Raw genomic sequence first — 22,620 nt, 5'->3', positions numbered from 1 at the left:
ATTAAATGACCTCCTCTAAATTACAGTTTGTATCTGATTTATTATTTTTTTCTTTATAAAAGTTAGCTTTTAGAGTTGTGTATGGAATAAATTTATCTATTAAAAGAATTAAGGCTGGTAATAGCAATACCACGAGAGTAAGTGCTAAAATGGCACCTCTGCCCATAAGCACACCTAAAGCTTTAACTATTGGGTTAGTTGAAAGTCCACTCATACATACGCCAGATAGAGATAGCGTTACTGAAGAGATAAGAACTGTTCCAAAGACTTCTCCTAAAGTAGCTTTCATTGCTGGAACCTTTGACATAGTTTGTCTATTTTCCATGTAATGATCTGTAAGTATTATTGCATAGTCAACAGTGGCACCCATCTGTACAGTACTAACAATTAAATAACCTATATAGCTTAAATTTTGTCCTAAAAAGTAAGGGAGCGCCATGTTAAGCCAGATGGAGCATTTAATTGTAAAGATCAACGGAATTGGAATAAGCCAGCTGCGGGTCATCAAGGCTAAAACCAGATATATACTTATTAACGTAATTAAATTAACGACACCATTATCATTCTCTATATAGACTTTCATGTCATACATGTTAGCACTTTGACCGCATGTGAGATGCTTGTCTGGATAATATTTTTCAGCAGTATTACGGATAGCTTCAACTGTATTGAATGAATCGGTTCCTTCATAATCACAGTTTAATGATAAAATTATTCTTGAATAGTTATCAGAATAGAATTGACTTACAACAGTATCATCTAGAAAAGCAGAAGGGATTCTATTGCTAACCATTGATGAATATGAAATTACACCAGTGACGTTATCTATTCTTTTTAGGTCTTCAGCCAGAAGAGTTTCCTTATAACTGTTGCCTCTAGGGACTAAAAGTACCATAGAGTTTGTTTTACCAAAAACCTGCTCAATTTTATATGCAGGGGATCCTTCAACAATATTTTCAGTTGCACCATAGAAAAAATTATTTTCCTTTTGAGCTAAGAAGCTTGGAATAGTAATTATAATTATCAAAATCATAAAAGGAATACTTAATTTTACAAGTTTATTTCCTATACCTTTAAAATTTGGAATGAAGGGTCTATGTTTAGTTTTATCTATCCACTTGCTACAAACTAAAAGTAAGGCTGGAAGAAAAGTCATTACACAAATAAAACTTATAGTGACTCCCTTTACAAGACTTAGTCCCATATCTGAACCAATTTTAAACTGCATAAACATTAGAGCTAGAAATCCAAACAGGGTAGTTAACATGCTTGATGAAATGGCTTTACCGGATTTGGAAATAGATAATTTTATGGCTTCTACAGGATCTATTCCAGCTTCCTTAAAACCATTAAAGCTATGAGATAAAAATATTACATAGTCTAATGAAACAGCTAATTGAAGTACTGGGGCTGCAGCCAGGGTAACAAAGGATATACCCCCTAAGAAATATCCTGTACCTAAATTAATAAGTACTGCTGCTCCCATTGTAAGTAAAAAGCAAATTGGTTCAATCCAGCTTGTAGTAGCTAGAATTAAGATTAAAATAATTAATGGGACAAGAACTATAATAGAATTTATTGCTTCTTGAGATGAAGTCTTTTGAGCATCTGCTTGTTCAGCTGCTGGACCAGATATAAAGCAGTCTTTTCCTATGGTGGTTTCAATTGCAGCTATTGCAGCCTGTTCGTTTCCATCCTCTACGGTAACCATAAAAAGTGCGGTAGAGTCTTTGTAATAAGCTTCAACATCTTTAGTACTCTGCATTTCTAATGGAATTTTCAAATCCATAGTATCATCAAGCCAAAGTACTTCTTTTACGTAATCTGCATTTGATATTTTATCCTTGAGATTTAATGCCTCTATAATGGTTAAATTTTCAACCATTACATTTAGGTTTGGAATAGCTTGTTCAAATTCAGATTCCATTATATTTAGTGCTACAGTTGAGTTAGCTTCATCAGGCAGGTAATCAGTCATATTATAATTGATGGGAACAATGAAGAATAAGCCTGCACAAATGAACATAGCCAGTATAAAAAATATAATAATTTGTTTTTTTCTTTTAACAATAAAGTTAGATAGAAGATTCAATTTGTAATTCCTCCTTGTGAACATTTGAATTTTAATGAACAATTGTTTACTAATATACATGTGTTTATTATAATTATGTTATAAATTCAAAACAATAATTAATATGGCAAGCTTTTGTATGTTTATAGACAATTTATTAAGAATTGTTCATTAGGAGGAAGAAATTCATGGTAAGTTCACATTTAGATCGTCGTTCAAAATATTCTCAAGCAGCAATTCAGGAGGCATTTTTAAAGATTTTAGATGATAAACCACTTGATTCTATTACGGTTACTGAAGTATGTAATGTTGCTGATGTTAATAGAGGGACTTTTTATAAGTATTATAAAGATGTACCAGATTTATTTTTACAAATAAAAGGTTCTTTTTTTGCAGAAATAAAAAAAACTATGGAGGTTAACCAGGTTTTTAATGTAGAAAACATATTTTCAGAAGCCCTTAAAGCTATTCAAGGAAATAAAAATTTATTGAGGGTTATGCAAAAAAGTGGATATACTCAGAGTGCAGTGGATGAAGTAACTTTTTTGTTAAAGGACACAATAATTAATGGTATAAAAGCATCTAAGCCATATGCATCAGATATAGAAATAGAGTGCGTATTTCAATATATAATTGGAGCTGGTGCAAACCTTATTTCACAATGGATTTGTAATAATATGGAGCTTCCCATTGATGAAGTTCAAAAGGTTATGGTTAATGCAACGGTTGCTGTATTGAATAGTATATAAAAGGTGTATTGTGATTGAGAGTTTCAACTCAATCACAATACACCTTTTATTACTTAAAAAAATAATTTTCAATATAGCGATAACAATCCGATAAATCTAAGTTATCTACAGCGGTTTTGAGAAAAGGTACCTTTTTGTAGTCATCTATGGGAACTTCATTATTAAGGAGAGGGTTGATGCGATGATAGTTCATTCCGATTAATTCTTGACAGTACATATCAGCTAAAGGTATACCATTCATCAATAAAATTGAAACTAGGGGTAATTGCAGTTTAGTTGTTGGATATAACGCCCATTGAAGGGCACCCCATGTGCTGGTGCTGTTTTTTATAGAATCTAAGGTTTGCCCCGTACCAATAGATAGAACACGAAAATCAGATAATCTATGTTTGGGTTTAAGTATCTTAAGCGTAGATATCATAGAAGATGCAGATGGACTATTGTCTATTACACCACCATCAATAAAGTTTTTATGTGATGGAAAATAAGTTGGAGCTGCGGAACTTGCAAGGGCAACATCTATTACTTTGGCATTTGAAAGCTCCCCTTTAGTTAAGTTATTAAAAAAAACTGATTGCCATGAATTTGCGGTATACCCTGTTACATTGAATGCAGGTACGAATACATATTTAGGGAGTTCTCCAATTGTTAGGTTTTCAGGGAAGACGGAAGAAAGCATATGTTTTAGATTTTTATTACTGTACTTAGGTCTAAATGGGTTAAAGTGAGCAGGAGTGAATATGGTTTTGATATTTTCATAATTATAGAGGGTATCTATAAACTCACTGTCTTTGCCAGAGGCAAGAGTTAGTGCAATTAAGGCACCTGTTGAGGTTCCAGCAAAAAGACTAGTTTTATTTAAAAGTTCAGGATATTTTTCACATAATCGTTTTAAAATCCGGGTTGAAAGGGCACCTCTTATTCCGCCGCCATCAAAGGAGATAATTCTAAAAGGAGCCATAAAGCACCTCCAATAAATATAAAATTATAATATTATAATATTAGTTTATTAGCCTTAGAGATTAATGGTGATTAATTATTAAAACGTATAGAAATAAAACATAGATGAAAATTATTAGAATATATTTATAAAAATAGATTTGGAGATGTGTTATGAGTAATAAGAATATAGATGTTGTATTAATGAGTATTGAAAATAAAAAAAGGTACAGTTTATGCTCAAGCATGGGTAGATTATTTGATGGAGTTGCAAGTTTATTAGGTTTTTGAGGAAGAATATGAATTATGGAGATGTTTTACCAAAAATATATCAATATGTAATAAATTGAAAACAGTCATAAGGTAAGTTATAATATTTATAAATTAAAATGTACTTAGAAAGGGGAATGCCATAATGGCCGCACTTAACCATTGATTACAAGACTGATGGAGCAATAATTTAAAATGCCTATTCTATATAGGTTTATTTGTCGTGTAATTAATAGGAGGACGGTTATGAAAAATAATAAATATATATTATATGCTATTTCTTTTCTGCAGGGAATAGTTTTTTATGGAACATTCTCAGTGGTTTTTAGAGAAGCTAGAGGTATTAGCTTAAGTGAGATTTTTTTACTTGAAAGTATCTTCATGATTCTTATGTTAGTCTTTGAGATTCCATGGGGTATCATCGGAGATAAAATTGGGTATAAGAAAACCTTAATAATTTCCTATGGGATATTTTTAGTGTCCAAGATTATTTTTTCTTTAGCACATTCATTTCTAGGATTTTTAATGGAGTCAATAGCAGCGGCAATTGCTATTTCAGGAATATCAGGTTGTGATAGTGCTTTAATTTATTCGTCTATTGACAAATCAGAAAGTGATAGAGTGTTTGGTATTTATGGAGCAATGAGTACAGCTGGATTTTTGATATCAGCTTTGTTTAGTGGGATTTTAGTTAAAATATCAATTGATTTATTAGCTTTTGCGACCATAATTCCATATGCGTTGGCCTTTTTATTAAGCTTTGCTTTAAAGGATAGTCATCAAATTGAAAGGCATGATGAGTGTGACATTAAGAGTATAGTAAAAAATCTGCAATTGGCTGCTTCAAATAAAAGAATTGTTGGATTTATTATTGCAGTAGCAGTTTTAAGTGAGACGACTCATAGCATATGTGTTTTTTTCAATCAGCCACTGTATATTAAGAGTGGAATTAATATGCAGTGGTTTGGAATTCTTACAGCTTTAATGCAGGTTGCAACTTTTATATCAGTACGAGCTCATAAAGTCAAAAGAAAGATTGGAGAAGAAAAATTATTAAATGGTGCTTTGTGTTTTGTTATTATATGCAACTTAGTATTGATAAAAAGCCGTATTGCCATTGTTACAATTTCTTTAATCTTTAGCATTGAAGGGGCTTTTGCCATAACGCAGCCAATCACTGAAACTATAAAAAATCAAAGCATATCAACGCAGCAGAGAGCTACAATTCTTTCGGTATATGCAATGATGTCTAATATAACTGCAGCATTGTTAAATATAATCATTTCCACAGCAGCAAAGATATCATTAGAGTCAGCATTAATTCTATGCCTAATATTAAACTTTTTAGCCTTAATTCCCATGAAATTTTATTTAAACACAAAAAAGGTACCAAAGGTTGAAAAATAATTTGTATATATAAGCAGATGATATTAATTATGTAGACGACCATAATAATAAAGATGATGATAATAGATAATAATACGTTTAATAGGAATGAAGCAAGTGTGCTTTGTTCCTTTTTTAATTTTTATAGATTTTTTATAAGAGGTTTTATATTTTCAGATGCTATTATATAATTTATTTAGAATATTTCAGGGTGGAGGAAAACAGAAGCTTAACTTCTGTGAAATGATTATGGGTAAAAAAGTAATAAACAAGGTAATAGCACCAAAGATAATTGAGGATTTAAAGCTTATTGATATTTTGGATAGAAATTTAGAGGATGATGAACTTTATGAGGAAATACATTTTGATAGCTGCGATATGTATGATCAGATTGCAGAGCATGTTGAATTTTCACAGTGTATTTTTAAGAATGTAAATATAACTAATTCAAAGCTTAGACATATAGATTTGACAGATGTTATTTTTGAAAACTGTGATTTATCTAATGTGGATTTTAGTAATGGGATAATTCATAGGGTTGAATTTAAAAATTGTAAATTAGTTGGTGCTAATTTTGCTGACAGCACCCTTCAAAATGTGAAAATTGAGGAATGTAATTGTGATTACGCTAACTTTGCATTTGCAGCTTTAAAGAATGTAGAGATTAAAAATAGCACATTAAATAGCGGCAGTATAGAGAGCTGCAAAGTTTCAGGGGTAGAATTTAATGGTGTAACTATGAGAAGGTTTGATATTTCAAAGGCAGGGGTAAAGGGAATAGATTTTACCTCTTGTGATATTGAGGGATTAATTGGTGAGGTCAGGGATTTATATGGAATTATCGTTACTCCTATGCAGGCATTATCATTATCAAAGATTATGGGGATTGTTATAAAGTAAACTCATTCCCATATGCATTCGAATGAGTAAGTTTGCATTAGACAAATCATAGATGCACATAGTGGAAGTTCCACTGACCAAAGCGAAGATTTGGATTGTCACTTTTGGGAGGCGAATTTAAAGATTAAAAGGAGAAAAGTATGATAACTATAATATCTTCAACAAAATCTCTGGATATGCAGAGAGAGTATAGAATAAATAAAGCAACAGAGCCAGTATTTTTGGAAGAAGCAATGGAATTAGCAGAGATATTAAAAACTTATAGCCAAGAGGAATTAATGAAGATTATGAAGATTAGTGAGAAACTGGCTGAAATAAATTATGATAGATATATGAATTTTCATAAGGAGGAAGGGATTAGCAAAGAAGCTCTTTTTAGTTTTAGTGGAGATGTGTATAAATCTATGAATCCTTTTGATTATTCAGAAGAACAGGTTGAATTTGCTCAAGATCATCTTAGAATTTTATCAGGGTTATATGGTGTTTTAAAGCCGTTAGATAAAATAAAGGAATATAGACTTGAAATGGCTACGAAGGTTAAAAGTGCTAGAAATAAGGACTTATATTCATACTGGACAGAAAAAATAACTGACAATATTTTGGAGGATGTAAGTAAGCAGGAGAAGAAAGTTATTTTAAACTTAGCTTCCTTAGAGTATTCAAAAACTTTAGATAGAAATAAACTAAAAGATATAGAAATCTTTGATGTTGAATTTAAAGAAAACAGAAGTGGACAATTTAAAGTTATTGGAACTTATGCGAAAAGAGCAAGAGGGGCGATGGTATCCTACATAATAAAAAATGGGATTGACTCTATTGAAGAGGTGAAGAAATTTAATGAAGATGGATACGTATTTAGTGAAGAACTGAGCGTAGAAAATAATATAGTATTTACTAGGTAGTTATGTAATTACAATTTAAATAAATAGGGCATTACTAACTCTAAGAAAATAAAAAAGCTTGTATTAAATACAGGCTTTTTTATATAAATAAGAATCTAAATCTATGATTTGATACAAAAGTTATGAGTTAGAGGTGAAAAGTGAAATGCTTTTATTTACATTAATTGTAATGTTGTTTATAATATTTTTAATAAAAGCTAGAGATATAATGTTTGGGTATGCAGTTTTAGAGAAAAAAAGGTCCAGTGATGAAATTTTTAGACTTATGGAGTACACTAATGTTTATGATAGAAAACATTATTATAAGCAGCAGTTTGAAAAATTAACTATTAAAAGTGATGATGGATTTAAGCTGACAGCACATTATTTGGAGTGCTATAAAGAAAGTAATTCAATAATAATCTTTCTGCATGGATATAGTGTTGATCATCATAGGTCTTGCCAGTACATTGATTTTTTTATAGAGAAGGGGTTTAATATACTTCTTGTTGACCAAAGAAGTCATGGAGAAAGTGAAGGTAAATATACTACTTATGGGAGTTATGAGGTAAGGGATTTAAACTTATGGGTTAATTTAATGATTGAAAAGTTTGGTGGCAATTGTGTTATAGGAATTCATGGACATTCTATGGGTGCGGCAACTGCACTGCTATATTCTGGTGAAGGAGAAGGCAAAGTTAAGTTTATAATTTCTGAAGCAGGATATTCTGACGCTGAAGAACTTTTGAAAAGTAAGCTGCACAAACACAAGATACCTGTATTTCCGTTCTATAAGCTAACTTGTCGAAAAATTAAGAGTAAGTGTGGTTTTGGAATGAAGGATGTACGTCCAATTGACATAGTTAAAGGTAGTAATATACCAATACTATTTATTCATGGGGATATGGATGAGTTAGTACCATGTAGAATGGGAATAGATATGTATAGGGCAAAAAAGGACCATAAGGCTATATATATTGTGAAGGATGGAATGCATAATACTTGTTATAGCAAGGATAAAAATATATATGAAGAGGTAGTTTCAAGATTTATCAATGAGAATATATAAATTAATATTGTAGTAAGAGATTTTTGTAAGGGGGAGCATTACAAGATGAAAGTAGGTTTAGTGTTATCAGGTGGTGGAGGTAAGGGCGCCTATGAACTTGGTGTTTGGAAGGCTATTAAGGAGTTAGGTATTGATAAGTATGTCACAGCGGTATCAGGTGCATCAATAGGTGCGATGAATGCCATGCTTTTCGCTCAAAATGATTATGAGGAAGCCTTAAAGATGTGGGAGGAAGTAACCTTAGAAAAGCTTCTACCTATAAATAATAAGGAATTAATTAAAAAAGGTGTTACATTAGCAATAGGTAGTAGAACTTTAGAGGTAGTGAGAAAACATATGCCAAAGCTCCTCGAGCAGGGAGATGTGCCGAGGGATGGAGCCATAGAAATGATAAGTAAGTATATGAATTTCCAGAAACTTAAATCAACAGGGGTAAACTGCTACGTTTCATGTACTGAAACAACAGAATTTAAAGCAGAGTATTTTAGAATTAATGATTATGATGAGGAAACTGCTAGAGATATGATTTTAGCATCATCATCCTTGCCGATGATTTATGAAAGTGCAGAGATTTTAGGAAAAAAATATTTAGATGGTGGGCTAGTTGACAATACTCCGATTAAACCTCTTTATGATGAAAAATGTGATATTATAATCGCGGTTCTTTTATCTAAAGAAGCTAAAATTGAAAGAGAACTATTCCCAAAGGCTAAAATAATTTCTATTGTCCCATCAGAAATGGAGAATAAGGTTTTAGAAGGCTTGTTGAATCTTGATGAAGAAGCTAAAGATAAAAGAATTGAAAGAGGATATGAGGACACGAAGAATCTTCTTGAACCTATTTTTGCATTAGCAATTCATCAATATAAAGAGAACTTAGAAAAAGAAGAAGCAGAGAGAAAGCGAATAGAAGAAGAAAACAGAAGCTGGCTTACTAAGGCCGTGGTTAGTTTTAAGGATAAGGTATTTTCAAAGATAAGTTAATATAATTTTGAGGGCTGTTTGAGACATAAGTATCAAATAGCTCTTTGTTATTGAAATTACTAAATTTATTAGATATTTAATGATTTTTTTATAAAATTTTTGCAAAATTCGAGAAGGTTTACAAAATTAAATTACTATAAACAAACTAGAAATTAAAAATATAAGTGGTATTATTATAAAGGAACACTTTCTAATGATAATTAGATGTGTATTAAAGTATAAATGGGTTTTATAAATTATATGTTTATATACTCATTAGTAACCTAAAGAATTATATATTAATTTAGAGAGGTTGTGACAATAATGAATGAATTAGAGAATTGTAGGAAAGAAATTGATGAAATAGACCAGCAGCTTATTGAGCTGTTTGAGAGAAGAATGAATGTAGCTGCTAAAGTAGCAGAGTACAAAGCTGAAAATAACCTTCCAATTTATAATGGTGAGCGAGAGTCTCAAGTTATTTCAAACAATGTACATAGATTAAAAGATGATAGATATGAAATATTAGCAAGAAGATTTTTTATTGGAATAATGGAGCTTAGCAGGGAACTGCAGAAAGAAGTAATTAAGAGGCTTAAGTAACTAAAAAGCATGGAGAAGGGGTACTATTTATGGTTGAATTTTACGGAGTTTTAGGTGAAAAATTAGGACATAGTCTATCACCAAGAATACATAATATGATATTTGAAGAAATTGGAGTTGAAGGAGCCTATAGACTTTTCGAAGTTCCAAGAGAAAAAGTTGAGGAGTTTGTTTCAGCGATGAAACTTTTGAAAATAAAAGGTGTAAGTGTAACAATTCCATATAAATCTATTATTATGAAACATCTAGATGTAATTTCACCTGAGGCGGAAAAAATCGGAGCAGTAAACACTATTGCTTTAGATGGTGAGGAGCTTCATGGGTACAATACTGATTACTTTGGTTTTGGTCATTTGATAGAAACAAATAAAGTAGAGCTAGAAGGTAAGACAGTAGTAGTATTAGGAAATGGTGGAGTAACAAAAGCTGTACTACAGTACTTAAAGGATAATAAAGTTAATAAAATTTACATTGTAAGTAGAACACCAGAAAATGCAAAAGGAATAAAAGAAGATAATTTGGAAATAATCAGCTATAACCAGCTTAAAAACATTAGTGGTGAGGTTTTAATAAATGCTACCCCTATTGGTATGTTTCCTAATGAAGACGCATGCCCAATAGAAGATGAGATTATTAGTAAATATGACACTATAGTAGATTTAATTTATAATCCATCAAAGACTATATTAATGAGTAAGTCTGAAGCGTTAGGTAAAAAAGTTGTTGGTGGCTTAAACATGCTTATTGGTCAAGGGGTAAGGCAGCAGGAGATATGGCAGAAAAGAAGAATTGATGAGCAAGTTATAAAGGATATTTACGAAATTTTAAATAGAGAGTTTAGTTAGAAATATACATAAGCAAAAAAGCATATCACTTGAAGGAAGGAATTAAAGTGGATAGTCTTAAGGAAAAGTTAATTGATTTATTTAATAGGCTTACGGCAAGTGGAGTTATTTTCTACTATGGAGATGAGGAAATAGAATTTGGTGAAATCACTGAAATATGTGATTGTAACAATGAGTTTATGGCTATTGAAATAGAGGAAAAAATAAAGAAGACGGTTGCTATAGAGGATTTTAAAACCTTCCATAGTAAAGAAAATATAAACCTATATGACTGGGTTGAAGTAAGAGAGTTTGATAGGGTTATTGAGGAAATTGAACAATATAATTAATGGGATTAAGATGGCAGTAAAACCATAGATGGTTTTACTGTCTTTTTATTTTATATTAATGAAACACTAGTTATTCCAAGTGGTATAAAGTATAGTATTTATTTTCCTTAGTATAATTAAACTTAATTTTAAATTTAACTTTAATTATGTGAGAAAAATAAAAAAGCGATGATTTTTGAGTAAATACTTAGTATTACTAAACATAGGATATTTTAATATAAACCATTTTGAGTAAGAGTCAGATAGAATCAAGGCTAAGGACGATAAAAAAAATCTTAAAATTTCAAAAAAGTTTTAGAAATATATTGATTTTTCATGTAGATAGCTATAAAATAATATTGTTTGTTTAGTAAAAATAAACCTAAAGTTTAGATATAATACACAAAGTGGAGGTGTAATTGTGCAAATTGGCGAGAAGATTAAAAGGCTTAGAATTGAGAAGCAATTAACCCAAGAAGAGCTTGCGAATAGATGTGAATTATCTAAGGGATTCATCTCCCAAATTGAAAATGATCTTACATCACCTTCAATAGCTACATTGATGGACATACTTCAAATTCTAGGAACAAACTTAAATGAGTTTTTCAGTGAAAAGGTTAATGAAAGAGTTAAGTTTACCGATGATGATATGTTTGAAACGGAAGATGAAGATTTAAAATATAGATTAAAATGGCTTGTACCTGATGCTCAAAAGAATGAAATGGAACCTATAATGTTGATACTAGAACCAAAGGGAAGATATAAAGAGGAAGAACCTCATGAAGGTGAAGAATTTGGTCTGGTTTTACATGGTATTATTAATCTTCATTTGGGAGATAAGGTATATAGAATACGTAAGGGAGAAAGCTTTTATTTCAAGCCTAAGGCTAATCACTACATAGAAAATGCAGGGAAAACTGAGGCAACGGTAATATGGGTAAGTACACCACCTTCTTTCTAAGTGAAGAAGGAAAATAGAATTTATTATTTGGAAAAAGAGGTGTTTATATTGACTGAGAATATAATTGAGATAAAAAATATATCTAAGACTTTTGAGGACCTTAAGGTATTAGATAATTTAAGTTTAGATATAAAGAAGAATGAGTTTGTTACATTACTTGGACCGAGTGGTTGTGGGAAGACTACAACATTAAAGATAATTGCTGGATTTGAAAGCTGTGATGAAGGTCAAGTATTGTTTGAAGACAATAAAATTAATGACTTACCACCATATAAGCGACAAATCAATACTGTATTTCAGAAATATGCACTTTTCCCACATATGAATGTATATGAGAATATTGCCTTTGGATTAAAGATAAAGAAATTACCAAAGGAGCAAATAGATGCAAAGGTTAAAGAGGTTTTAAAGCTTGTAGATCTTGAAGGCTTTGAAAAAAGAAAAACAGATTCTTTAAGTGGTGGACAGCAGCAGAGAATTGCTATAGCTAGAGCGATAGTTAATGAGCCAAGGGTATTACTTCTTGATGAGCCACTAGGAGCACTTGACCTTAAGTTAAGAAAAGAAATGCAAATTGAACTTAAGAGAATTCAAAAACAGCTTGGAATTACATTTATCTTCGTAACTCATGACCAAGAAGAAGCGTTAACTATGTCTGATACAGTGGTTGTTATGAATAAGGGTATTATTCAACAGATGGGAACTCCAGAAGATATATACAATGAACCTGAAAATAGATTTGTTGCCAAGTTTATTGGAGAAAGTAACATAACTGAAGGAGTCATGTTAGAAGATTATAAGGTTCAGTTTTGTGGAAGATTATTTGAATGTGTTGATAAGGGCTTTAGCAAAAATGAAGATATAGATGTGGTAATAAGACCAGAGGACGTGAAGATTGTTTCTAAAGAAAAAGGACATCTTACAGGGGTTGTTAAATCTACAGTGTTTAAAGGTGTTCATTATGAACTAGAGGTAGAAGAAAAGCATATGACTTTTATAATTCACACTACAAAGAATATAGCAGTAGGTGAAGAAATAGGTATGGATATATATCCAGAGGATATTCATATTATGAAAAAGTCAGGAGATGAGTAGAATGAAAAAAGAAAGATCCTGGTTAGCTTATCCCTATGTACTTTGGAGTACAATTTTTATAATTGTACCACTTCTATTAATTTTTTATTTTGCTTTTACTGTTACAGATGGTTCAGGTGTTAAGTTTTCTTTAGATAACTTTAGAAGGTTAATGGATCCAATTTACGTTAAAGTATTTGGAAGATCAATTTGGCTTGCATTACAATCCACAATGCTTTGCCTTTTAATTGGATATCCAGTGGCTTATATAATTGCGAAGAAAGCAGAGCATAAAAGAGGTCTTCTTATAATGCTTTTCATTCTTCCTATGTGGATGAATTTTCTTCTTAGAACTTACGCATGGCTTGCAATTTTAGGAAGAAATGGCTTAATCAATAATTTATTAACTACCATAGGATTAAATCCTATTGATATTTTATATACAAATTCAGCTATTCTTCTTGGTATGGTGTATAACTTCTTACCATTTATGGTATTGCCAGTATATACATCACTGTCTAAGATGGATCAGGACTTAATTAATGCTGCCTATGATTTAGGGGCAGGTAAATTTACAGCTTTCGTTAAGGTTGTATTTCCTTTAAGTATGCCAGGGGTTATTTCAGGTATAACTATGGTATTTATGCCGGCAGTATCGACCTTCGTAATTTCACAGCTTCTTGGTGGCGGAAAGCAGATGCTTATTGGTAACTTAATTGAACAACAGTTTACGACTATGGGTAACTGGAATTTCGGTTCAGCAGTATCCATATTAATGATGATATTAATATTAATTTGTATGGCTCTTACATCTAAGTTCTCAGATGACGATGATGAAGGCAGAGGAAAAGGAGGTAGAGTAATGTGGTAAAAGCTAAAAAAGCGGCATCTAATATATATTTAGTTTTAGTATTTATATTTTTGTACGCACCAATCTTTGCTCTAGCACTTTTTTCATTTAATGATTCAAAGTCTATGGCAAAGTGGAATGGTTTTACTTTTAAGTGGTATAAGCAGTTATTTCATAATGAGAGAATAATTTCTGCACTTATAACTACAGTAGTAGTGGCAGTACTTGCAGCTACAATTGCAACAATAATAGGAACTATTAGTGCTATTGGAATAAATAAAATGAAGGGAGCAAAGAAGACATTTCTCTTAAACATTAACTACCTTCCTGTTTTAAATCCAGATATAGTTACAGCTATAGGACTTATGATTCTGTTCATATTTTTTAATATGAACCTTGGCTTTGCAACTATGCTGTTAGCGCATATAACTTTTAATATTCCATACGTAGTTTTATCAGTACTTCCTAAGCTTAAGCAGATGCCTGATAATATAGAAAATGCTGCTATGGATTTAGGCGCAAAGCCATTATACACTCTATGGAAGGTTGTAATACCTCAAATAAAGCCAGGTATAGTTTCAGGCTTTCTAATTGCATTTACAATGTCAATCGATGACTTTATAATCAGTTTCTTTAATACAGGAAATGGAGTTACAAACCTGTCAATTGAGGTTTATTCAATGGCTAAGAGAGGAATTAAACCAGAGATTAATGCACTTAGTACATTAATGTTCATTACAGTTTTATCCTTACTTTTATTAGCCAATAAAAAACAATCTGCAGTGAAGGGGGACAAAAATGAAAGTAAATAAAAAAATTTTGGCTTTAATCACTTCATTGGTTACGTTCTCTGCACTGTTTACAGGCTGTGGGACTAAACCTTCAAAGGAAGTTTTAAATATATATAATGTTGGAGACTATATCGACGAATCTTTGTTAGAAAAGTTTGAAGAAGAGACTGGAATTGAAGTTGTATATGAAACCTTTGAAACTAATGAGATAATGTATCAAAAGGTTAGAAATGGTGGATCTAAATATGATTTAATTGTTCCATCGGATTATATGGTTTCAAAGATGATTAATGAAGGGTTACTTCAAAAAATTGATTATAATAACATACCAAATTATAAAAATATTGATGAAGACTTTTTAAATCCAGTATATGATCCCACTAGTGAGTACAGCGTTCCATATTTTTGGGGTACCTTTGGAATTCTATATAACACAACCATGGTAGATGAAGAGGTTGACAGCTGGGATATTCTTTGGGATGAAAAATATAAGGAGAATCTTTTAATGCTTGATTCAGTTAGAGATACCTTTGGGATTGCTTTAATGAAGCTTGGATATTCAGTTAATACAACTGATGAAAAGGAACTTGATGAAGCAAGAGATTTATTAATTAAGCAAAAGGACTTAGTTTTAGCTTATGCTAATGATGACGGAAAAGATAGACTTTTAGGTGAGGAAGCGGCTATGGGTATTGTGTATTCAGGAGATGCCATAACTTTAATGGATCAAAATGAAAACTTGGCATATGCAACACCTAAAAATGGAACTAACAGGTGGATTGACTCAATGTGCATTCCAATGAGCGCAGAAAATAAGGATTATGCAGAAATGTTCATTAACTTTATACTAGATCCAGAAAATGCACTTACTAACATTGATTATGTTGGATATTCTACACCTAATAAAGCTGCATTTGAGCTTTTAGATGATGAGGTAAAGGAAGATCCAGTGGCTTATCCATCACAAGAGTATCTAGATAAATGTGAATACTTCATTGATCTTGGAGCAAAGATAAGATTATATGATGATAGATGGATTGAGATTAGGTCTAACTAAAAGTAAATAAGTAATAATAAAAATCTCTAATAAGATCGTCGGATTTTATTGGAGATTTTCTTTTTAATATGAGTATAACTTTTAATAAAAAGAAGGATTTTAAATTTATATAAGGAATATATGTATTTTGTGATATTATTGCAAAATAAATAATTTTTAATAAAGATTAATAGTATAGAAATGAAATACTTTCCAATTCAAAGGATATTTATTTAAAATTTAAACTAGGGGGCTTAAGGATATGGATTTTAAAATCAAAGGAAAAAAATTTTATAGAAATGGGGAAGAAGTAAGGCTTATCAGTGGAGCAATTCATTACTTCAGAATGTTTAAGGAGCAGTATGAAGATAGACTGTTGAAGCTGAAGGCTTGTGGATTTAATACTGTTGAGACTTATGTGCCATGGAATATTCATGAACCAAAGGAAGGAAATTTTGTTTTCGATGGTTTTTGCGATTTAAATGAGTTTATAGAGACTGCTGAGAAGCTAGATTTAATGGTTATTGTAAGACCAGGACCATTCATATGTGCTGAATGGGAAATGGGAGGGCTTCCAGGTTGGCTATTAAAGGATAAAAATATAAAATTAAGATGCATGGATGAAAAATATTTGAGGCATGTGGATAGGTGGTTTGATGAGTTCGTTCCAAGGTTAGTTCCACACCTATGTACTAATGGTGGACCAGTTATTGCTGTACAGGTGGAAAATGAGTATGGAAGTTATGGGAATGATAAAGCTTACTTAGAATACATTAAGAGAGGCCTTATAAGACGAGGTGTAGACACAGTTTTATTCACATCAGATGGACCTACGGATTACATGCTTAAGGGTGGAACCTTAGAAGAAGTTTATAAAACAGTAAACTTTGGGTCAAAATCTGATGAAGCCTTTGATAAGTTAGAGGAGCATCAAAAGGATATGCCTTTAATGTGCATGGAGTATTGGATTGGATGGTTTGATCATTGGGAGGGTATACACCATAAAAGAGCAAGTAAGGATGTTGTAGAAAATTTTGAGATAATGCTTGAAAGAGGAGCTAATGTTAACTTCTATATGTTCCATGGAGGAACTAACTTTGGTTTTATGAATGGAGCAAATTTTACAGATAAATATATGCCAACCATTACAAGCTATGATTATGATTCAATTTTAACTGAAGCAGGGGATGTCACAGATAAATATCTTGGGGTAAGGGCTTCAATGGAAAGATATTTTGGCAAGATAGACATGGATATTCCAAAGAATTCGGTAAAGAAGGCTTATGGGAAGGTAGAGCTTTCGCATTGTTGTAGCTTGTTTGATAACTTAGATAATCTAGCTAATTCAATAAAAAGCACTTACATAAACAATATGGAAGCTTATGGACAGGAATATGGATATACTTTGTATTCTAAAGTTCTGGAGGGACCAATAGAAGAGTTGCCTTTATCCATTGATGAAGTTCATGACAGAGCTCAAGTATTTATAAATGGTGAGGAAGCAGCCGTTTATTATAGAAATAGAGAGCCACAGCTTATGAATGAAAAATTTAAAATGGATAATTTGAAGCTTTTGGTAAAGGTTCCAAAGGAAGGCTTAAAGCTAGACATTCTAGTTGAAAACATGGGAAGAATAAATTATGGCCCATATATTAAAGATTTCAAGGGTATAACTGAAGGAGTAAGATTACAAGGTCAGTTTCTTCATGAGGTTGATGTGTGGAATTTAGAAATGAAGGATTTATCAAAATTGGACTTTAAAAATGAAAAAGTTAAAGGACCTGCTTTCTATAAAGGGAGCCTGTTAATTGATAAAGAAGAGGATATAGCAGATACATTTATAACTCTAGAAAACTTCAATAAGGGAATTGTGTTTATTAATGGATTTAATTTGGGGAGATACTGGAATGTTGGTCCACAGTTAAATCTTTATGTCCCATACCCACTTTTAAAAGTAGGAGAAAATGAAATAATAGTTTTTGAACTACATGGTTGTAATATACCAGAAGTGAAGTTTGAAGATAAGCCACTTTGGAAATAATAAAAATAAACAATATCCATGAAATGATGTTTGACATTTCATGGATATTATTAATATAATAAATATATATTATATTTTATAATAAAAGTCTAATTGACCTTGTTAATGTGGTTACTTTAGATGTTAATTTAAGAAAGGTAATGGTATAGGAGAATGAAGTTATAATCAAAAACCAAGAAATTTTAAACCAATCATTAAATTTAAAAGCTTACTTTAAGTAGGTTTTATTTGTGATGGTTAAATTTATGGGTGAGGATTATGGCTAAAATTCTGCAGTTATGCCATTTTTAGCGATAATCTCTCCTGACAAGAATAGGAGTGATTTTTTTTATGGTATTAGCATCATTTAATAAGGTAAAAAAATATTTTGGAGATAGATTAATTTTAGATATTGATAAATTGGAAATTCTTGAGAGTGATAGAATTGGACTTGTTGGAGAAAATGGAGCAGGTAAAACTACTCTCATAAAGACACTTTTAGGTATATGTGAGGTGGAGGAAGGGCAGATTTATTTGACTAACAGTTATGCTTATATCAGCCAGCGTGAAGATTATATAGGAACAGTTAAAAATAGCAAACTGAAAAGTGTTCTTAATGCACCAGGAGAATATGAAGAGTATTTATCTGGGGGGGAAAAGGTAAAGCTGAGGATTTCTGAAGCTTTAAGTGAAAATAAAAAACTTGTAATAGCTGATGAGCCAACTTCTAATTTAGATAGAGGAAGTATTAAAGTGTTAGAAGATATGTTTAAGGCTCACAGAGGGGCAATGCTTTTAGTTTCCCATGATAGAGAGTTTCTTGATGCTTTATGCAATATTATTATTGAAATTGAAGAAGGTAAGCTGAAATTTTATAAAGGGAATTATTCTAAGTATGTGGAGCTTAAGGCAGAGGAAAAAGAAAGACAAAGCAGAGAGTATGAGGGCTATGTAACAGAGAAGCGAAGACTTGAAGAGGCTGTATTGGTTAAGCAGGGGCTTCGTGACAGTATTCGAAAAGCCCCAAGGAGAATGGGAAATTCCGAGGCAAGACTTCACAAGATGGGAGATCAAAAGGCTAAAAGTAACTTAGAAGGTAATATTAAAGCACTTCGAAGTCGAATAGAACATTTAGAAGTAAAGGAAAGGCCAAAGACAGAAGGAAAAATAAATATCAGGGTATCTGATGGAAAAGAGATAGTTTCAAAGAATGTTATTGAAGTTAAGGATTTATTTTTAATGGCAGGAGAAAAAAATCTTTTTAATGGAGTGTCATTTAAAGTTAAAAGAGGGAAAAAGACAGCTATTATTGGGGGGAATGGAAAGGGGAAAACTACCCTTTTAAAGGTTGTTTTAAGTGAACAGGGTATTAAAAATAGTGATATTGAAGCTCGTGGTGATATTAGAATAAATAATAAGGTTGTAGTAGGATACTTTGATCAAAGTCAGGATATTTTAAAGGATGAGAAAACAATTCTTGAAAATATTATGGAGGATAGCGCATATGATCAAAGCTTTATTAGAATTAACTTAGATGGCTTTGGTTTTAAGGGAGAACAGGTTCATAAGCAAGTTGGGGACTTAAGTGGTGGTGAAAGAGTAAAAGTAGCACTATGTAAAATTCTTTTAGGAGATAATAATGTACTTGTTCTGGATGAACCGACAAATTATCTAGATATTAAATCTATGGAAGCTCTTGAGGAAGCATTAAGCACAACAGATAAAACTGTTCTTATAGTATCCCATGATAGAAAATTCATTAGTAATGTGTGTGATTACATTTTAGACATTGAGAATGAAACTATAAAAGAGTTTAATGGAACCTATGAGGAATATTTAAAAGAAAAAAATAAACCAATAATTGAAACAGAGGTAAAGATAAATAGAGAGCAGCTAATGGTTTTGGAAAACAGGCTGTCTGAGGTTATTTCACTTTTATCCATAGAAAAAAGTGAAGAAAAGAAGGAGGAAAAACTTAAAGAGTATAATATACTATTAAAGCAGGTAAATGAGTTAAGGAAAAAAGTGAGGTAAGTTTTATATGAAAGTATTTGGTATTATAGTAGCTATATTAGGAATAGGTATTGCTATACTGGGTGTAGCTTTTGGAGTAGGGGTTGTTGCCTTTGTGGGAAAGTTACTCCTTGAATTATTCGGAGGAATTATTGCGATCTTTGGAGGTGTAGCAGGTATAATTGGAAGTGTCCTTGGACTAATAGGGAGTATCGTTGGTGGTATATTTGGTATTTTTGGTATGGTTATAGGTTTGGGATTGAGAATTATATTTGGGTTTATTATTGTAGTTTTAGTTATATATTTCATTTGGAAAATGGGAAGAGATAAAGAGAATAGGGATTAACAATAACTAGTTAATTAAGTTCTAAAATTGGGAAGAACGTAAGGACAGTAAAGAGGGGATGACGATGAAGAAAAACACTATTTTAATTTTGGAAGATGATAATGGATTAAGAATTGGGTTAACATTTGATTTAGAAGCAGAGGGATATGAGGTTATAGCAGTTTCAAGTTGTAGGATGGCGTTAGAAGCTGTGGAGAAAAGTAGTATAGATTTAGCAATTTTGGATGTGAATTTGCCTGACGGTGATGGATTTCAGGTTTGCGGAGAAATTAAGAAGCTTCAAGATATTCCAGTAATATTTTTAACTGCAAGGGATTTAATTATTGACCAGGTTAATGGATTTGAGGCTGGAGCAGATGATTATGTTACAAAACCCTTTAGCAATGTCCTTTTGAGGAAAAGGGTTCAGGCAATATTGAAGCGTACAACAAGTGCAAAGAAGGATAAAGTTTATGAAGATGGTTATCTTTATATAGATTTTGATAATTTTATTTCAAAAAAGGGTAACGAAATACTTTCGTTAACACCGACAGAATTTAAGCTGCTTCAAGTACTTATGACTAATGGAGGGTCAGTTGTAACCAGACAGATGATTTTGGAAAAACTTTGGGATAACAGTGGGAATTTTGTGGATGAACATGCGTTGACTGTGAATATAAATCGTGTAAGAAGCAAGCTTGAGGATAAGGAGCATAAGTATATTAAAACAGTTTATGGGCTTGGCTATACATGGATAGGTGAACATTTTGAATAGCTGGTTGTTTGTAATTATTGGTGTTCTTATTTTTATAATCATATTAATCATAGCAGGCTACGAATATAGAATACGAAAATTTAGTAAAGTTTTTGGGAAAGCTTTAGACCAGATAATTTCGGGAGAAAAGCTACAGATTCAAGCTAATAAGGAAACTCTAGAATCCAAGTTAAGTCATAAACTCATAAGACTTTTAGAAATAACAGAGGGGGCAGTATCTGAATCTCGCATTGAAAAGGATGAATTACAGTCTCTGTTAGGTGATATATCTCATCAAATAAAGACACCTATTGCAAACATTAAAATGTATAACAATATTTTAATTGAGAGAGAAGTGTCAAAGGAAAAGGAAAAGGAGTTTCTAACACTTAGCAACTTACAGATAGAGAAGCTAGATTTTTTAATGAAATCAATGATAAAGATGTCAAGATTGGAAAATGGAGTTGTTCAATTGAAACCTAAAGATAACTTTATCATTTATATTATCGCTAATGCTTTAGCTCAGATCAATCAAAAGGCTGAAGATAAGAAAATTAGTATTGAGATAAGCTGTGAAGAGGAAATAAAGGCTGCCTTCGATGAAAAATGGACTGAAGAGGCTATTTTTAATGTTATAGATAATGCAGTAAAATATACTCCCAAAGGTGGAAAAATAGCTATAGAAGTTGAAGAATTAGAAATGTATGTTGCAGTTAGTATTTGTGATAATGGTATTGGTATAGATGAAGAAGAGCAGGGGAGGATTTTTCAACGATTTTACCGTTCTCCAATGGTACAGGTGGAAGAGGGAGTAGGTGTTGGACTCGCGCTTACTAGGGAAATTATCTTAAAGGAACAAGGCTTTATGAAGATAAAATCTGAACTTGGTAAGGGAACAAAATTTAGTATATACCTGCCGAAGAAGAGCTTTGTATAAGAATAGAAGTATCTTATGATGTGAACTTGAAAATGTATTTAATAGTTAGGGTAACAAACTCATAAATTTAGGTTTTATATTCAAACCTCACAAAAATGTGATATTTTTGTGAGGTTTTTGTTATTTTCACTTTGTATAATAAAAACTAAGATAAGTGGTTGAAAAAAATTAGATGAAAGAGGGAGTTAAAATGTCAGTTTTAGAAATAAAGGATTTGAAAAAATATTATGGTAAAGATGAAAGCTTAGTTAAGGCTTTAGATGGGATAAATTTAACTGTTAAAAAAGGAGAGTTTATAGCTATTGTAGGGAGTTCTGGAAGTGGGAAATCTACTCTTTTAAATATGATTGGAGGCTTAGATACACCAAGTGAAGGTACAGTAATTGTAGATGGAAAGGAAATCTCTAAAATGGAAGATGAGGACCAGACTATATTTAGAAGAAGACAGATTGGGTTTATATTTCAAAACTATAACCTAGTACCAATGCTTAATGTTTATGAAAATATAATTCTTCCAATTGAACTTGATGGAGATGAAATAAATAAGAAGTTTATAGATAATATTATTGATTTATTACACTTAGAAAGTAAAACAAAGTCTTATCCTAATATGCTTTCAGGTGGACAACAGCAGAGAGTAGCAATTGCAAGAGCACTTGCAAGTAAGCCATCTATAATATTGGCAGATGAACCTACAGGAAATCTTGATAGCAAAACAGGCCAAGAGGTTTTAGGGTTATTAAAGGTAACAGCGGAGAAGTTTAATCAAACTATTGTGATGATAACTCATAATTTAGAGATAGCACAACTCGCAGATAGAATTATAAGAATTGAAGATGGAAAGATTTATTCTTAAAAGATAGAGTTTTAAGGGA

The 22,620-nt window shown here is 31.6% G+C and carries 23 protein-coding genes; 21 read left to right on the top strand and 2 right to left on the bottom strand.

From position 1 onward, the window contains the following. Position 1 precedes the first annotated feature (1 nt). Entirely contained in the window at positions 2 to 2,092 is a 2,091-nt protein-coding gene (locus BN1075_RS07605) for an efflux RND transporter permease subunit (protein ID WP_052406461.1), read from the bottom strand. Between the two features lie 167 nt (positions 2,093 to 2,259). On the opposite strand from BN1075_RS07605, the gene BN1075_RS20705 reads away from it, so the two are divergent. Then, positions 2,260 to 2,820, top strand: a complete 561-nt coding sequence (locus BN1075_RS20705; protein WP_052406460.1) for a TetR/AcrR family transcriptional regulator — start codon at positions 2,260 to 2,262, stop codon at positions 2,818 to 2,820. Between the two features lie 49 nt (positions 2,821 to 2,869). Here BN1075_RS20705 and BN1075_RS07595 read toward each other — a convergent pair whose 3' ends face one another. After that, the gene (locus BN1075_RS07595; RefSeq protein ID WP_040192530.1) at positions 2,870 to 3,781 is read right to left on the bottom strand and encodes a patatin-like phospholipase family protein; all 912 of its coding nucleotides are present in this window, start codon (positions 3,779 to 3,781) and stop codon (positions 2,870 to 2,872) included. 152 nt (positions 3,782 to 3,933) lie between these two features. Here BN1075_RS07595 and BN1075_RS22495 point away from each other — a divergent pair, with 152 nt between their 5' ends. From BN1075_RS22495 to BN1075_RS07500, 20 genes are all read left to right on the top strand, one after another. Next, positions 3,934 to 4,050, top strand: a complete 117-nt coding sequence (locus tag BN1075_RS22495) for a Kae1-like domain-containing protein (protein ID WP_404988540.1) — start codon at positions 3,934 to 3,936, stop codon at positions 4,048 to 4,050. Between the two features lie 225 nt (positions 4,051 to 4,275). Continuing rightward, positions 4,276 to 5,436: an MFS transporter gene (locus BN1075_RS07590; RefSeq protein WP_040192528.1), complete on the top strand. Its 1,161-nt coding sequence runs from the start codon at positions 4,276 to 4,278 to the stop codon at positions 5,434 to 5,436. Positions 5,437 to 5,592: 156 nt separating this feature from the next. Further along, positions 5,593 to 6,315 carry a pentapeptide repeat-containing protein gene (locus BN1075_RS07585; protein WP_052406459.1) on the top strand — a complete coding sequence of 241 codons (723 nt, stop codon included), beginning with the start codon at positions 5,593 to 5,595 and terminating at the stop codon, positions 6,313 to 6,315. 140 nt (positions 6,316 to 6,455) lie between these two features. Then, on the top strand, positions 6,456 to 7,217 hold the full coding sequence (gene yaaA, locus BN1075_RS07580; protein WP_040192527.1) for a peroxide stress protein YaaA: 762 nt from the start codon (positions 6,456 to 6,458) through the stop codon (positions 7,215 to 7,217). A 145-nt stretch (positions 7,218 to 7,362) separates the two neighbouring features. Beyond that, positions 7,363 to 8,265: an alpha/beta hydrolase gene (locus BN1075_RS07575; RefSeq protein ID WP_040192526.1), complete on the top strand. Its 903-nt coding sequence runs from the start codon at positions 7,363 to 7,365 to the stop codon at positions 8,263 to 8,265. A gap of 45 nt (positions 8,266 to 8,310) precedes the next feature. Further along, positions 8,311 to 9,249: a patatin-like phospholipase family protein gene (locus BN1075_RS07570; protein ID WP_052406458.1), complete on the top strand. Its 939-nt coding sequence runs from the start codon at positions 8,311 to 8,313 to the stop codon at positions 9,247 to 9,249. Positions 9,250 to 9,552: 303 nt separating this feature from the next. Continuing rightward, on the top strand, positions 9,553 to 9,831 hold the full coding sequence (locus BN1075_RS07565; RefSeq protein WP_040192525.1) for a chorismate mutase: 279 nt from the start codon (positions 9,553 to 9,555) through the stop codon (positions 9,829 to 9,831). 29 nt (positions 9,832 to 9,860) lie between these two features. After that, positions 9,861 to 10,676: a shikimate dehydrogenase gene (gene aroE / locus BN1075_RS07560; protein ID WP_040192524.1), complete on the top strand. Its 816-nt coding sequence runs from the start codon at positions 9,861 to 9,863 to the stop codon at positions 10,674 to 10,676. A gap of 47 nt (positions 10,677 to 10,723) precedes the next feature. Then, a complete protein-coding gene (locus tag BN1075_RS07555; RefSeq protein ID WP_040192523.1) occupies positions 10,724 to 11,005 on the top strand; it encodes a hypothetical protein in 282 nt (93 codons plus the stop codon). A 400-nt stretch (positions 11,006 to 11,405) separates the two neighbouring features. Then, on the top strand, positions 11,406 to 11,945 hold the full coding sequence (locus tag BN1075_RS07550) for a helix-turn-helix domain-containing protein (RefSeq protein WP_040192522.1): 540 nt from the start codon (positions 11,406 to 11,408) through the stop codon (positions 11,943 to 11,945). Positions 11,946 to 11,972: 27 nt separating this feature from the next. Then, positions 11,973 to 13,040 carry a spermidine/putrescine ABC transporter ATP-binding protein gene (potA, locus tag BN1075_RS07545; protein ID WP_404988542.1) on the top strand — a complete coding sequence of 356 codons (1,068 nt, stop codon included), beginning with the start codon at positions 11,973 to 11,975 and terminating at the stop codon, positions 13,038 to 13,040. After that, positions 13,033 to 13,890: an ABC transporter permease gene (locus BN1075_RS07540; protein ID WP_040192520.1), complete on the top strand. Its 858-nt coding sequence runs from the start codon at positions 13,033 to 13,035 to the stop codon at positions 13,888 to 13,890. Before potA ends, BN1075_RS07540 begins: the two co-directional genes overlap by 8 nt. Continuing rightward, on the top strand, positions 13,884 to 14,681 hold the full coding sequence (locus tag BN1075_RS07535) for an ABC transporter permease (RefSeq protein WP_040192519.1): 798 nt from the start codon (positions 13,884 to 13,886) through the stop codon (positions 14,679 to 14,681). Before BN1075_RS07540 ends, BN1075_RS07535 begins: the two co-directional genes overlap by 7 nt. Further along, positions 14,668 to 15,717 carry an ABC transporter substrate-binding protein gene (locus BN1075_RS07530; RefSeq protein ID WP_040192518.1) on the top strand — a complete coding sequence of 350 codons (1,050 nt, stop codon included), beginning with the start codon at positions 14,668 to 14,670 and terminating at the stop codon, positions 15,715 to 15,717. The genes BN1075_RS07535 and BN1075_RS07530 overlap by 14 nt, the downstream gene beginning before the upstream one ends. 241 nt (positions 15,718 to 15,958) lie before the next feature. Beyond that, positions 15,959 to 17,737: a glycoside hydrolase family 35 protein gene (locus BN1075_RS07525; protein ID WP_040192517.1), complete on the top strand. Its 1,779-nt coding sequence runs from the start codon at positions 15,959 to 15,961 to the stop codon at positions 17,735 to 17,737. Positions 17,738 to 18,067: 330 nt separating this feature from the next. After that, positions 18,068 to 19,750 carry an ABC-F type ribosomal protection protein CplR gene (gene cplR, locus BN1075_RS07520; protein ID WP_040192516.1) on the top strand — a complete coding sequence of 561 codons (1,683 nt, stop codon included), beginning with the start codon at positions 18,068 to 18,070 and terminating at the stop codon, positions 19,748 to 19,750. A gap of 7 nt (positions 19,751 to 19,757) precedes the next feature. Then, a complete protein-coding gene (locus tag BN1075_RS07515) occupies positions 19,758 to 20,075 on the top strand; it encodes a hypothetical protein (protein WP_040192515.1) in 318 nt (105 codons plus the stop codon). A gap of 64 nt (positions 20,076 to 20,139) precedes the next feature. Beyond that, the gene (locus tag BN1075_RS07510) at positions 20,140 to 20,829 is read left to right on the top strand and encodes a response regulator transcription factor (RefSeq protein WP_040192514.1); all 690 of its coding nucleotides are present in this window, start codon (positions 20,140 to 20,142) and stop codon (positions 20,827 to 20,829) included. Further along, the gene (locus tag BN1075_RS07505; protein WP_052406457.1) at positions 20,822 to 21,745 is read left to right on the top strand and encodes a sensor histidine kinase; all 924 of its coding nucleotides are present in this window, start codon (positions 20,822 to 20,824) and stop codon (positions 21,743 to 21,745) included. The genes BN1075_RS07510 and BN1075_RS07505 overlap by 8 nt, the downstream gene beginning before the upstream one ends. 190 nt (positions 21,746 to 21,935) lie before the next feature. After that, complete coding sequence (locus BN1075_RS07500; protein ID WP_040192513.1) at positions 21,936 to 22,601, top strand: ABC transporter ATP-binding protein; 666 nt, start codon at positions 21,936 to 21,938, stop codon at positions 22,599 to 22,601. Positions 22,602 to 22,620 lie beyond the last annotated feature (19 nt).

It is taken from the genome of Clostridium culturomicium (assembly GCF_000821305.1).
GTDB classification, from domain to species: domain Bacteria; phylum Bacillota; class Clostridia; order Clostridiales; family Clostridiaceae; genus Clostridium_J; species Clostridium_J culturomicium.
Note: the sequence above shows the minus strand (reverse complement) of the source record. Positions and strands in the feature narration are given on the sequence as shown.